Annotated in this window: 13 protein-coding genes; 9 read left to right on the top strand and 4 right to left on the bottom strand. The window is 48.9% G+C overall.

Annotation, left to right across the window (positions count from 1 at the left end; translation table 11 throughout):
• Window positions 1-40: 40 nt before the first annotated feature.
• The gene (locus A1sIA56_RS03785; RefSeq protein ID WP_095673618.1) at window positions 41-808 is read left to right on the top strand and encodes an alpha/beta hydrolase; all 768 of its coding nucleotides are present in this window, start codon (window positions 41-43) and stop codon (window positions 806-808) included.
• Here A1sIA56_RS03785 and hutH read toward each other — a convergent pair.
• Genes hutH through hutU form a run of 3 tightly spaced genes read right to left on the bottom strand, consistent with a single transcriptional unit; the run spans window position 789 to window position 5,130 of the window.
• Entirely contained in the window at window positions 789-2,306 is a 1,518-nt protein-coding gene (gene hutH, locus A1sIA56_RS03780) for a histidine ammonia-lyase (RefSeq protein ID WP_095673617.1), read from the bottom strand. The genes A1sIA56_RS03785 and hutH overlap by 20 nt on opposite strands.
• On the bottom strand, window positions 2,294-3,463 hold the full coding sequence (gene hutI, locus A1sIA56_RS03775) for an imidazolonepropionase (protein WP_095673616.1): 1,170 nt from the start codon (window positions 3,461-3,463) through the stop codon (window positions 2,294-2,296). Before hutI ends, hutH begins: the two co-directional genes overlap by 13 nt.
• Entirely contained in the window at window positions 3,460-5,130 is a 1,671-nt protein-coding gene (gene hutU / locus A1sIA56_RS03770) for a urocanate hydratase (RefSeq protein ID WP_095673615.1), read from the bottom strand. The genes hutI and hutU overlap by 4 nt, the downstream gene beginning before the upstream one ends.
• Window positions 5,131-5,179: 49 nt before the next feature.
• Here hutU and A1sIA56_RS03765 point away from each other — a divergent pair, with 49 nt between their 5' ends.
• The 8 genes from A1sIA56_RS03765 to A1sIA56_RS03730 are packed head-to-tail and all read left to right on the top strand — an operon-like array spanning window position 5,180 to window position 12,019.
• On the top strand, window positions 5,180-6,049 hold the full coding sequence (locus tag A1sIA56_RS03765; protein WP_095673614.1) for an arginase family protein: 870 nt from the start codon (window positions 5,180-5,182) through the stop codon (window positions 6,047-6,049).
• A complete protein-coding gene (locus tag A1sIA56_RS03760) occupies window positions 6,042-6,941 on the top strand; it encodes an oxygenase MpaB family protein (protein ID WP_150121993.1) in 900 nt (299 codons plus the stop codon). The genes A1sIA56_RS03765 and A1sIA56_RS03760 overlap by 8 nt, the downstream gene beginning before the upstream one ends.
• A 4-nt stretch (window positions 6,942-6,945) precedes the next feature.
• Window positions 6,946-7,350, top strand: coding sequence for an HIT family protein (locus A1sIA56_RS03755; RefSeq protein ID WP_095673612.1), 405 nt, complete (start codon window positions 6,946-6,948; stop codon window positions 7,348-7,350).
• 14 nt (window positions 7,351-7,364) lie between these two features.
• Window positions 7,365-8,507, top strand: a complete 1,143-nt coding sequence (locus tag A1sIA56_RS03750) for an NAD(P)/FAD-dependent oxidoreductase (RefSeq protein ID WP_095673611.1) — start codon at window positions 7,365-7,367, stop codon at window positions 8,505-8,507.
• Window positions 8,504-8,755, top strand: coding sequence for a (2Fe-2S)-binding protein (locus A1sIA56_RS03745; protein ID WP_095673610.1), 252 nt, complete (start codon window positions 8,504-8,506; stop codon window positions 8,753-8,755). Before A1sIA56_RS03750 ends, A1sIA56_RS03745 begins: the two co-directional genes overlap by 4 nt.
• Window positions 8,752-10,089 (top strand): FAD/NAD(P)-dependent oxidoreductase, encoded by a 1,338-nt coding sequence (locus A1sIA56_RS03740; protein ID WP_095673609.1) that lies wholly within the window; start codon window positions 8,752-8,754, stop codon window positions 10,087-10,089. The genes A1sIA56_RS03745 and A1sIA56_RS03740 overlap by 4 nt, the downstream gene beginning before the upstream one ends.
• 23 nt (window positions 10,090-10,112) lie before the next feature.
• Entirely contained in the window at window positions 10,113-11,006 is an 894-nt protein-coding gene (locus A1sIA56_RS03735; RefSeq protein ID WP_095673608.1) for a dihydrodipicolinate synthase family protein, read from the top strand.
• 8 nt (window positions 11,007-11,014) lie between these two features.
• Window positions 11,015-12,019 (top strand): proline racemase family protein, encoded by a 1,005-nt coding sequence (locus A1sIA56_RS03730; RefSeq protein ID WP_095673607.1) that lies wholly within the window; start codon window positions 11,015-11,017, stop codon window positions 12,017-12,019.
• An 8-nt stretch (window positions 12,020-12,027) separates the two neighbouring features.
• On the opposite strand, the gene A1sIA56_RS03725 is transcribed toward A1sIA56_RS03730, so the two are convergent.
• Window positions 12,028-13,512: an aldehyde dehydrogenase (NADP(+)) gene (locus A1sIA56_RS03725; RefSeq protein WP_095673606.1), complete on the bottom strand. Its 1,485-nt coding sequence runs from the start codon at window positions 13,510-13,512 to the stop codon at window positions 12,028-12,030.

Here is a 13,512-nt window from a genome sequence, read left to right as displayed (position 1 = left end):
GATGATTGCGATGACATCGGATGCGTAATACTCTCAATTCATGGCAGTTGAAGACGCACCCGCAGGTTTAATTAAAGATTGGCATGCCGAAGGTCATGGCGCCAATAAGAAAATCGGAGTTCTTCTGGTTCATGGATTCACGGGTTCTCCCGCATCGATGCGGCCATGGGCTGAGTACCTCAACCAGCGCGGATATACAGTCACCGTTCCTCTATTGCCCGGACACGGTACGAATCCTAAAGATCTCAACCTTGTGAAATGGCAAGAGTGGCCAGCAAAGGTAGAAAACGACCTTAATGCGCTGCTGCAATCATGCGAAAAAGTTTTTATCTGCGGGCTTTCCATGGGTGGTGGCACAACGCTGAATGTTGCAACTAGATATTCAAAGCAATTGGCTGGAATCATCCTGGTCAATCCAATGATCCATGTGAAATTCATTCCGGCTCAGGTGGCTTGGGTTATTTCACGATTCCAGAAAATGCGTGACTCTGTGGGTGATGACATTAAGCGTCCAGGTATTACCGAATATGGATACGACTCACTTCCTGCTGTAGGAGTTTATGAACTTCTGAAGATGCTTACCTATACGCGCAAGCGTCTGCATGATGTAACTGTTCCTCTTCAGTTATTCCATAGCGTTGAAGACCACACGCTGCCAGTTTCAAACACTGAAATCATTATGCAAGGCGTGGGATCTCGCGAGAAGAACCGCATCGAATTGGTAAATAGCTATCACGTTGCAACTCTCGATTATGACGCTGAAATCATCTTCGAGAATTCACGTCTATTTATTGAATCGCACTCATAACTCTTCCGCCCATAACAAACTCTGTAGCTGCAACTAGTTCAGGGGAGAGATAGCGATCAGGGCCAGGTCCTGCAACGCTCTTTCGTAGTTCGCCAATAATCTTGGCTGAAACTGGACTTGGAGTTAGCGGAGCACGAAGTTCTATAGCGCGAGATGCTGCCACTAACTCGATAGCGATAATTCGGCTGAGATTGTCGACTGCTTTTCGTAGCTTGCGGGCTGCTGACCATCCCATCGAAACATGATCTTCTTGCATTGCAGAAGATGGAATCGAATCAACACTTGCAGGAGATGCAAGGCGCTTGTTCTCACTGACGAGAGCAGCTTGTGTGTATTGCGCAATCATCAAACCTGAATCGACCCCAGGATCATCTGCAAGGAACGGCGGTAGCCCTGCGCTGCGGTTCTTATCTAGAGCTCTATCTGTGCGACGTTCAGCGATGCTGCCGAGATCGGCAACTGCAATAGCCAAGAAATCGAGAACATATGCAACGGGTGCACCGTGGAAGTTTCCGTTTGATGAAATTCTCCCATCTTCCAGAACCACGGGATTATCAATCACCGCTGAAAGTTCGCGAAGAGCGACAGTTGCTGCGTATTCGATAGTGTCGCGAACAGCGCCCGCAACCTGAGGTGCACAGCGAAGTGAGTATGCATCTTGTACGCGGTCATCGTTATGTAAATGTGAGGCAACAATTCCTGAGTCTTTAAGTGTTGCAAGCATGCGGGCCGCACTTGTAGCTTGGCCAGGATGCGAACGAAGTGGTTCATGTAGCTCGGGTATAAAGACTCGGTCAGTTCCGAGCAAACCTTCAACGCTCATTGCAGCGACAACATCTGCTGAATCGACCAGCATTCGCAAATCTTCAATTGCGAGAACGAGCATGCCAAGCATGCCATCCGTTCCGTTGATGAGAGCCAGACCCTCTTTCTCGGCCAACTGAACTGGTGAAATCTTCGCTTCAGCAAGTAGCTCTGGTACTGGGCGTTGTACACCGTTCTTATCAAGTGCTTCACCTTCACCCATCAATACAAGTGCGCAATGTGCAAGAGGTGCTAAATCACCGCTGCATCCAAGAGAACCGAATTCACGAACAAGGGGAGTAATCCCTGCGTTAAGAAGGTCTGCCATCGTTTGCGCAACCACGGGACGAACACCGGTTTTCCCTGATGCGAGAGTCTTGAGTCGAAGCGCCATCAGCGCACGGACAACTTCTCGTTCAACAGGATCACCAACACCTGCAGCATGTGAACGAATAAGTGAGCGCTGGAGCTGGGTACGAAGTTCTTGAGAAACATGTCGGTTCGCTAGAGCACCGAAGCCAGTTGAAATTCCATAGACAGGTGTTTCTGAGGCGGCAAGGCTTTCAACATGATCACGTGAAGATTGCATAGCGGCGACCGATTGCGCGGAGAGCGTGACTTTTTCATTTCCTCGGGCGATTGCAACAACATCGCTAAATGTCATTCCTGATGTTGAGATTACTACTTCTGCCATGATGTCACTGCTCTTCCTGATTTGTAGGTACTGTGAACGAGATTTACGCCTGGACGATATGCAAGGTGGATATAACTTGGAGAATCGAGAAGAACGAGGTTCGCTCTCTTTCCAACAGCTAGTTGCCCAATGTCATCTCTGCGAAGCGCTTTCGCGCCACCAAGCGTTGCTGCAAGAACTGCTTCTTCTACTGTGAAACCTAAGAGACTTACTGCGGCAGCGATACAGAAGGGCATTGACGTTGTATAGCTCGACCCAGGATTGCAATCAGATGCAATAGCCACTGTCGCGCCCGCATCGAGGAATCTGCGCCCAAGGTTGCTTTCAAGATGTGTTGAGAATTCAGCGCCCGGAAGTAAAGTGGCGACCGTATTGCTTGATGCAAGAAGTGCAATGTCCGCGTCAGTGGATTTACTTAAGTGATCTGCAGATGCTGCGCCAAGGCCAACTGCGATTTCTACGCCCTTGCCAGCGGTGAGTTGGTTTGCGTGAATGCGAGGCAACATGCCATGAGCAATTCCTGCTCGAAGAATCGCCTCGGATTGTTCAGGAGTAAATGCCCCCTGATCGCAGAATACGTCGACCCACTTAGCGCTCGATTGGGGAATTATTGAGTTAATGATCAGATCAACGTAAGCATCAGGATCTTGCTTATACTCCTGAGGAATTACATGTGCTGCAAGCAACGTAGTCTCATCGGTAAAGCTCTTTGCTATTTCTATCGAACGAGATTCATCTGCTGCCGTGAGGCCGTATCCAGATTTAATCTCGATAGTGGTAGTTCCCGAAGAAAGTGCTTCGTTTAATAGGCGCTGGGCATTGTGTGCAAGATCTGAATCTGATGCTGCTCGTGTTGCGCCGACTGTCGAAGCTATTCCTCCAGCGGTGTATTTCTCACCCCGTGAACGTGCAGAGAATTCCTCGGCCCTATCTCCAGCAAAAATCAGATGGGAATGTGAATCAACAAAACCTGGAAGAAGGGTTTTTCCAGAACAATCGATTTCATTGTCAACACCGGATGGTCTGCCTTGAGTAATCGCTGCAATGAGTCCATCTTCCACAACAAGAGTGGCTCCCTTGAGAACGCCTAACGTTCCATCGCCGTGAGAAGCATTTGTGACAAGCGTTGCAATATTTGTGAAAGCTACGGAGCTCACTTGATAGGCGCACCGTTCAACATGGGAACGTGAACACCCTTATCGATGGCAACTTCCTTTGCATGTTCATAACCCGCATCAACATGTCGAATAACTCCCATGCCAGGGTCATTGGTTAGTACTCTCTCGAGTTTCTGAGCTGCAAGTGGTGTTCCATCTGCAACGCTTACTTGACCGGCGTGAATAGAACGACCAATGCCGACGCCGCCACCATGGTGAATGGAGACCCAAGATGCACCGGATGAAATATTGATCATGGCATTAAGTAGTGGCCAGTCTGCGATTGCATCTGACCCATCGAGCATCGCTTCTGATTCACGATAAGGAGAGGCCACGCTTCCGCAGTCAAGATGGTCGCGCCCAATAACAATTGGTGCACTGACTTCACCGCTTGCTACGAGATCGTTAAATTTCAAGCCAGCTTTATCACGTTCGCCGTAGCCGAGCCAGCAAATACGTGCTGGCAAGCCTTCAAACTCAACGCGGTCTTGCGCCATCTTGATCCAACGATGAAGATGCTTATTTTCTGGGAATAGTTCAAGAACAGCTTGATCGGTGCGAGCAATATCTTTTGGGTCCCCTGAGAGTGCAACCCATCTAAATGGTCCCTTTCCTTCGCAGAAAAGTGGACGAATGTAAGCAGGAATGAATCCAGGGAATTCGAAGGCTCTTTGATAACCACCTTGGCGGGCTTCATCGCGAATCGAATTTCCGTAATCAAAGACAACCGCACCTTTATCTTGGAAGTTAACCATCGCCTCAACGTGCTTTGCCATTGATTCTTTGGCGCGCTTTGCGAAATCGACTGGATTGCGATCGGCGCTATCTCGCGCATCGTTGATATCAATGCCCTCAGGAATATAGAAGAGTGGGTCGTGTGCAGAAGTTTGATCGGTCACGATATCGATAGGGACACCCATGGCAAAAAGCTGGGGGAGAACTGTGGCGCTATTTCCTACAAGCCCGATTGAGATTGCCTTCTTCTCGCTCTTGGCTTTTACTGCCATAGACACCGCATCTTCGAGGTTATCTGCAATGACATCGAGATATCTTTTGCTGACACGACGTTTAAGGCGCGAACCATCGACATCGATAATGAGGCATGTTCCCTCATTCATTGTTACAGCAAGAGGTTGAGCTCCGCCCATTCCGCCACAACCACCGGTAACGGTCAGAGTTCCCGCAAGAGTGCCTCCAAAATGTTTCTCGGCAACGGCTGCAAAAGTTTCGTATGTTCCCTGCAAGATTCCTTGAGTTCCAATGTAGATCCAAGAACCTGCAGTCATCTGTCCGTACATGGTGAGGCCAAGATCTTCAAGACGGCGGAACTCAGGCCACGTTGCCCAATCGCCAACTAGGTTTGAATTCGCGAGCAGAACGCGAGGAGCCCACTCATGGGTTTGAAATACGCCGACAGGCTTACCTGATTGAACCAACATGGTTTCATCATCTTTGAGATGAGTAAGCGTCTTAACGAGAGCATCGAATGATTCCCAGTTGCGAGCAGCTTTACCTGTACCGCCATAGACAACTAATTTGTCGGGATGTTCTGCCACTTCGGGGTCGAGATTGTTCTGCAACATTCGGAGTGCGGCTTCTTGCCCCCATCCAACAGCACTCTTTGTTGTTCCGCGAGGTGCTCTTACGGGGCGAGGTCCTGAAGTCATTTGAGCACTATATAACTGAGGTCAATGCACTTACCACTACCCTTGAGCCATGAAATTGCCTCATGACCCTCTCTGGCCAAGAGCGCAATCACTTTTTAGCGCTGAAGTCAGCGGTCATTCGGATGTCACACTAGTTGGAATTCCAGCGTCGCAAACAAGTTTGAGTCCTTCGTCAGCTCATGAAACACCCGCGGCAATTCGAAGCGCGCTCTTGCGATATTCGACTGCGCATTCAGATCCACGTGTTTCACTTGAAAGATTAATTCTGCGCGATGCGGGCAATGTTTCTTCACCTGATAGCAACGAACAAATTACAATTGAGCAATTGACCAAGTTGAAAGCGGAGACAGAACTTCTCATTTCTTTAGGCGGAGACAATTCTGTTTCCTATTCAGCATTTAAAGCCACGGGTGCAACTGGTCTGATTACCTTTGATGCCCATTACGACCTACGCGATGGCATTAGCAATGGTTCACCTGTTCGTCGCCTCGTCGAAGCTGGATTAGATGGAAAGAAAGTTGTACAAATCGGCATTGCAGATTTCTCTAATTCTGTTGAATATGCGAAGCGCGCTAAAGATTTCGGAATCACGGTAATCCCACGTTCCTCTCTTCGTGCAAGGACCATAAGCGATGTATGGGCTGAAGCTCTAGCAATTGCTGGAAGTAAGATCTTTGTAGATTTCGATATGGACGTCTGTGATCGTTCCGTCGTTCCCGCCTGTCCTGCGGCAGCTCCTGGCGGAATAAGTGCAGATGAAATCCGACAATTTGCATTTCTGGCAGGTAGCTCTACGGGAGTAGTGGGCGCCGACATTACAGAGATTGATTCAACGAAGGATTCGAGCGATGAAAGAACTGTTCGACTGGCAGCGCTTGTAGTTCTAGAAATGATTGCGGGTTTATCGACGCGTGAATAGATTATTGGGTGCTCTTGGCGGAAATAGAGCTGCCGATGCCTTTCGTAAGACAGTTTCAGGAGATCCCAGTGGTGCGCCTGTTTGGTCAAAGCAGATGGCGATCGGTAGCGATGAAGGGTTATTCGGTCCTCGTAGCGCGGTCTGGGAAGTGCATGGTTGCATTGCAACTCTTGTTGGTGGAATTCGCGCCCTTCTCATGCAGGCAGCGCACCCGGCAGCGCTTACAGGAGTTGCTGAACATTCAGCTTATGACACAGACCCATTGGGTCGATTAGAGCGAACAACTCGTTGGTTAACGATTACTTCTTTTGGTTCGACCGAAGCGATTGAGATTGAAGCGCGACGAGTTCGCGAAATGCATAAGCGAGTCACTGGAACGTTTGAAGAGAAGTCTGGTTCTCAATCTCCATATAGCGCTTCAGATCCGCGGTACTTGCTCTGGGTTCACTGCGCCTTCACAGATTCATTTCTTCGTGCGCATGAAGAACTCGGTTATGTCTTACCTCAGGGGGCAGATCAGTATGTTCGCGAATGGTCAAAGAGTGCAGAACCTCTCGGGCTCACTTCAGCACCTCTTTCTAAGAAGGAACTCGCAGATGTGATGGCTAGCTTTGCGCAGAATGAAGTAACTTCTATTGCAATGACTCCACCAATAGTCGGCTTCATTCTCAAACCTCCATTTAGCAAAGGTGGTCTTTTCTTCTACAGGATTTTGGCAAACGCAGCCATAGCCACAATTGATGAACCCTTTCTCTCTGTCCTTGGATTAAAGCCTCGATCAAAGAATTGGCTTCGAGTAAGTAAGGTGCTTTTGGATTTCCTTTCTTACATGTTGGGCCATGAATCTCCGAGCCAGAAGATTGCGCGACAAAGAATCAACGCTCTACAGTGATGCCATGTCAGATTGCATTTTCTGCAAGATAGTTGAAGGATCCATTCCTTCATACAAGGTCTATGAAGATGAGCACTGCTACGCATTCCTCGACATATTTCCTGCCAATCGCGGCCACACTCTGGTTATTCCAAAGAACCACGTCAAAGATATTCATGAGGCAGATGCGCAAACTTATGGTCGCGTTGCAAGCACAGCGAAAGTTGTGGCCGATCTCCTGTATGCGCAGCTTGGCTCAGAAGGCACATCTGTTTTTCAGATGAACCGAGATGCTGGGTGGCAGACCGTTTTTCACTTGCATATGCACGTCATTCCTCGCTGGGAAAATGACGGTTTGCATAAGCCTTGGGATATCGCGCCAGCGGCAGAGTCTGATCTTCTCGAAGTTCTGCAACAGATTACAAAGTAGAGCAGACTTCTCCCATGAAAAACCCTGACGCAATTGTTATTGGCGCGGGGATAGTGGGCGCTTCGGTTGCACTTTCGCTTACCAACGCTGGATTTAAAGTTTTAGTCATTGATCGCGGAGCTGTGTCGAGCGGAACAACTGGCGCAGGCGAAGGCAACATTCTTGTCTCAGATAAAGATCCTGGTCCAGAACTAACGTTGGCGCTTCGCTCTCGTGATCTATGGTTTGAAATGCAAGACGATGTTGGCGATACCTTTGAACTCGAAGCCAAGGGCGGAGTAGTTGTTGCGCGCAACGATGATGGCCCATTGATGATATTGGCGTCTGAACAAAGTAACCATGGCGTGACGATTCAGAAGTTAGACCACACATCTCTTCATGAGTTGGAACCTTACCTAGACCAGAGATACCAGTCTGGGGTTTTCTACCCCCAAGATTCTCAATGCCAACCGATGCTGGCTGCAGCTCATGTGATTCGCACGGTCGTACAACGTGGTGGAGCATTTATCTCTCAAGCCAAGGTCACCAGAATTCTTGTTAACCAAGGTGCAGTAACAGGTATCGAGACAACTCAGGGCAATTTCTCGGCACCGATTATCGTCAACGCAACAGGAACATGGGCGGGGGAGTTGGCACAGATGGCTGGTTCGCATCTGCCCATCGCTCCACGTAAAGGTTTCATTCTCGTCACCGAGCCAACAAAGAAGTACGTCTTCCATAAAGTCTATGACTCTGACTATGTCGCAAATGTTGCAAGCAGTGATGCCGATTTGCAGACCAGTACAGTCGTTGAAGGAACACGCGCCGGAACAATCCTCATTGGTGCAAGCCGAGAACGTGTTGGTTTTGATGGGTCAATGAATTATGAAATCCTACGTCGCCTTGCTGCTCAAGCCACTTCGCTCTTTCCTGTGCTTCGAGATGTACAACTGCTTCGCGCGTATCGCGGCTTTCGCCCCTACGCACCAGATCATCTTCCGGTAATCGGTGAAGATGCAACAGTTAAAGGCCTTTGGCATTCGGCGGGCCATGAAGGCGCCGGAATTGGATTGGCGCCGGGTTCTGCAGCGCTCATTACCGATGCAATTCTCGGGCGTGAATCGTTTATGGATGGATCCGCATTTTCACCTGCAAGGTTCGAGAAAGTTTCGCTATGACGAAAGAGATCTCATTTACTTTCAACGGAAAAGAGTTCAGCTGCCAACCAGGACAAAGTATCGCTGCAGCCCTCATAGCTTCTGATACCCGAGAACTTCGCACTACGCGATTTGGCAATGAGGCCCGTTCAATCTTCTGCGGCATTGGTATCTGTTATGACTGTGTTGTAGTAGTTGATGGGGTTGCAAACCAACGCTCATGCCTCATTGAAGCAAAGCAAGGAATGAATGTGGAGAGTGCTCCATGATTATCGTTATTGGTGCGGGTCCTGCTGGGCTTGCTGCGGCTGAGGCCGCTTCTCGAAATGGAACAGATGTGGCACTCATTGACTCTGCACCTCGCAAAGGTGGTCAGTACTGGCGTCACCAAACTGCGGTTAAAGGGTACAGAAGCAATCGCGCTGACACATTGTTTGCAAAGATTGAGAATGCGTCTTCGATAACCCATATTTCAGAGGCAACTGTCTGGAGTATTGAAAAGGATGGCAATCTATTTCGAGTGAACTATCTGCAAGGCGGGCAAGAGAGTTCGTTGACAGCCGAGAAACTCATCCTTGCAACGGGTGCATACGATCGTTCACTTCCATTTCCTGGTTGGGATAAGCCAGGGTCAATGACTCCAGGTGCGGCACAATCCTTACTTAAAGGTCATGGAGTATTGGCAGGAAAGAAAGTGGTAGTTGCTGGAACTGGACCTTTCTTATTGCCTGTTGCGACCGGCTTAGCTGAATCAGGTGCGGAAATCGTTGGTCTCTACGATGCAAATACTCCGTTGCGCTGGGCACTGTCACCGCACGCTTTATTGCTCAACCCATCCAAATTCCTTGAACTTATTTACTACGCAAGACTTTTGAAGAGATTCAGTGTCACGCCGCAATTCAAACGAGCTGTCTCTTCCTTCTCGGAAGGTTCAGCGACCATTTCCCGAGTTAACTCAAAGTTCAATATCGTGGCCAAACGAGATAAGTCGCGCCTCGTAGATGTCGTTGCAGCCGGATGGGGTTTTACGCCCGATCTCTCACTTGGGGGAATTGTTGGATGCGCACAACGAGTTGATGTTGACGGAACCACCATTTTTTCGGTCGATGATGCGCAGCGAAGTTCTGTAGAAAATGTATGGATCGCAGGAGAAGCAACTGGAATCGGCGGAGCAGATCTTTCCCTCATTGAAGGAGAAATTGCCGGATTATCCGCATCCGGTCAAGGTGTTCGCCCACTGCTTAATTTCAATCGAATGCGGAAGCAGATTTTTGCAAATGCTCTGAAACGCTCATATCCAATTCGTGATGGTTGGCAGAGCTGGTCAGACGATACGACGACTATCTGTCGTTGCGAAGAAGTAAAGATGAGTGAAATACGTGAATCAGTAACCGAACTCGGTGCCGAAGATTCTCGTACGGCGAAACTATTTACTCGCGCCGGCATGGGCCTATGCCAAGGCAGAATCTGTTCTCGGAATGTTTCAGAGATTGTCGCAGGCCTTACTCATTGCACTGTTTCTGATGGAGAACGAATTGCTTCAAGCAACCGACCTATTGCTAGCCCTATCTCACTCGGACTTCTTGGAGATGGAAAAAAGTAGAATTACGGGATAAGTTGTGCAGCATGACTAACCCATGGAATGGCGTTCTTACCGCCACAGCGACCCCGTTCAAATCTGATCTCTCTGTTGATTACGACAAGTATGCAGAACATGTTGCATGGCTTGCAGCTAACGGAACGCATGGTGTTATTCCGAACGGTTCGCTTGGCGAGTATCAAGTACTTACAGCTGAAGAGCGCGCAAAGATGGTTGAAGTTGCGGTAGCTGCTGCTCCAAAGGGTTTCAGCGTTGTTCCTGGCGTAGCCGCGTACGGCGCAGCCGAGTCACGTAAATGGGCAGAGCATGCACAGAATGCTGGTGCAGGCGCTGTCATGTTGCTTCCACCTAACGCATATCGCGCTTCAGATGACGAAGTGATTGCGCATTACAAAGAGGTAGCAAAGGTTGGAATCCCAATCATCGCCTACAACAATCCTTTTGATACAAAGGTAGATCTGACTCCGAAGTTAGTTGCCCGTATTGCTGATGAAGTTCCAAACGTGGTCGCAATCAAGGAATTCTCAGGCGATGTTCGTCGTATCTGGCAGATCAAGAAGCTTGCCCCTCGTATTGAGGTAATTGTGGGCGCAGATGACGTATTCCTCGAACTCTCAACCGCTGGAATTTCAGGTTGGATTGCAGGATTCCCAAATGCTCTTCCTAAGGAATCTATGGAGCTTTATAACCTTGCCACATCAGGAAACTTCAAAGAGGCAGCTCCGATGTACGCAGCACTTCATGATGTCTTCCACTGGGATTCTAAAAAGGAATTCATTCAGGCGATTAAGTTGGGCATGGATCACGTCGGTCGATATGGCGGTCCTACACGACTTCCACGTCTACCTCTTCCAAAGCATGAGCAAGAGCAGATTCATCGTGAGATGGATGTAGCGCTGGCTTACTTTAAGAATCGCTAAGCGCTCTTATGAAGAGCATCCGCACCGTCACGACTGTTGAGACGCATACCGAAGGTATGCCAACTCGTGTTGTGACGTCAGGGATTGGCGAAATCCCCGGGGCTACGATGTTCGATAAACGCCTGCATTTCATGGAGCATATGGATTATTTCCGTCACTGGTTGATGTATGAACCACGTGGACATAGCGCAATGAGCGGTGCAATCTTGCAGAAGCCAACTCGACCAGATGCTGATTGGGGAGTTGTCTATATTGAAGTTTCAGGATGTTTACCGATGTGCGGTCACGGAACTATCGGAGTAGCAACCGCTCTCGTCGAAAAACAATTAGTGAAAGTTGTTGAACCAGTAACAACTATTCGCCTTGATACTCCAGCGGGGCTAGTTGTCGTAGATGTCGCGGTAGAAAACGGCCGCGCAAAGAATGTCACCTTGACCAACGTCCCATCATTTTCTTACGCACTTGATCAAGAAGTTGATGTTCCAGGTCTCGGAAAGATTAAGTACGACATGGCGTATGGTGGAAATTTCTACGCCATAGTTCCAGTCGATCGTGTGGGTCTTGAATTCAAACGCGAGAACGGCCAAAAGTTCCTCGATTATGGTCTTCTTATCTCTGATGCCATCAACGAACAGAATCGGCCCGTGCATCCTGAAAATCCAGATATCGCTATCTGTCACCACATCGATTTCATTGCTCCAGGAATTGAAGGTCCACTGCATTGGCGCAACGCGATGGCAATTCACCCAGGTTGGTTCGATCGTTCTCCTTGCGGCACAGGAACAAGTGCTCGACTAGCTCAGATGGTGGCTCGCGGAGATTTCAAGGAAGGCGATGTTCTCAACAATGAATCTTGGATCGGTTCTCACTTCGAAGGAAGAATTAAAGAGCGCACCAAGGTCGGTAACTTCGACGCAATTATTCCGATGATTACCGGACGCGCATGGGTAATGGGCGAGGCAACATGGATGCTCGATGAGAACGATCCATTCCCAAGCGGCTTCATCGTCTAACTAGATAATTAGTTAATTGATTGCGGGACAGCCCAAGAGTTGGCATCTTGTAGCGGTTCCGGAAGAACGCTCTGCGCAAATCCTTGAAAAGCAACAGGACGCATGAAGCGATAGATCGCATCTGTTCCCACTGACGTTGTATGCGATGACGATGAAGGCCATGGGCCGCCGTGATTCATAGCCGATGTAACAGCAACTCCTGTAGGGAAACCGTTCCAAATGACACGGCCAGCTTTTTCTTTCAGTACTGAAAGAAGTTCGGTGGGCTTATCGGCATCAGTTCCTTGAATCGTTGCGGTCAGCTGACCCCGAAGCGATGAGGCAATTTCAACGTATTGGGTTTCATCACAAGTAATGATGACTGTTGTTGGACCAAAGTGCTCTTCGAGCAATTCATGGTTCGAAGAGGCTGTCGTCCAATCGGTAATAAAAACGGTTGGAGTAACTCCAAAGCCTGAGTCATTAGCGATTCCTGAAGCAACTTCGAGTTTGCCGCCATCTGAAATTTTCGCGATTGCTGACGAGTAGCGATCAGCGATGGACTTACTCAATAGAGGTGCGACAGAAAGTGTTGCAAGGTGAGATTTCATAGTTGAAACGAAATCTTCATCTTTAGGGATAAATACCAGTCCTGGCTTTGTACAGAACTGGCCAGATCCCATCAGTGCGGAATCAATAATTCCTTTAGCAAGCGCCTCTGAACGATCGGCGATCGCGTTCTTTGTGACAAAGACTGGATTGAGGCTTCCCATCTCAGCAAATACTGGGATTGGTTCCTTACGAGTTGCCGCCAAGTCGACCAGGATTCTTCCGACAACTTCAGATCCTGTGAAACCAACTGCCTTCACATCTTCATGAAGGGCCAACCAATGAGTGATCTGAGGGTTAACACCTTGAACGATGGAGTAAGTATCTTCGCTCAGCCCACACTTCTTCAGTGCTGACTTGATAGCTAGTTCAATCGTGGAGCAGGTATTCGGATGAGATGGATGAGCCTTCGCGATGATTGCATTACCTGAAGCTATTGCGGATGCAGCATCGCCGCCAGCTACAGAGAACGCGAGAGGGAAATTACTTGCCGCAAAGATTGCCACCACTCCAAGTGGCACATTCATTTTGCGAATATCAGGACGTGGCGCAGGGGAGTAGTTAGCATCGGCCTTATCAATAGAAACCCCCAGGTGCTTACCTGTTTCAACCAGACGGGCGAAGAGTTCGAACTGAACTGTTGTGCGAGTTATTTCGCCGCCGATGCGAGCTTCAGGGAGCGCGGTCTCAGCACATGCAGATTCGACAAGTGAAGTGCGCACGGCCTCGATCTCGGCAGCGATAGTACGAAGTAGAAGTGCTCGCTCTTTGGGTGATTGATTAGCAATCGCATGCGCCGAGGCAGCCGCCTTCTTGATTCGTGAATCAACGTCACCTTTAGTGTGCTCTGGGATCTCAACTCCGTAAGGAGTTCCATCAATTGGTTTTACCGCGCGAAATGTCAT

Source organism: Candidatus Planktophila sulfonica (genome assembly GCF_002288065.1).
GTDB classification, from domain to species: domain Bacteria; phylum Actinomycetota; class Actinomycetes; order Nanopelagicales; family Nanopelagicaceae; genus Planktophila; species Planktophila sulfonica.
This window is presented reverse-complemented; position numbering and strand designations above follow the sequence as displayed.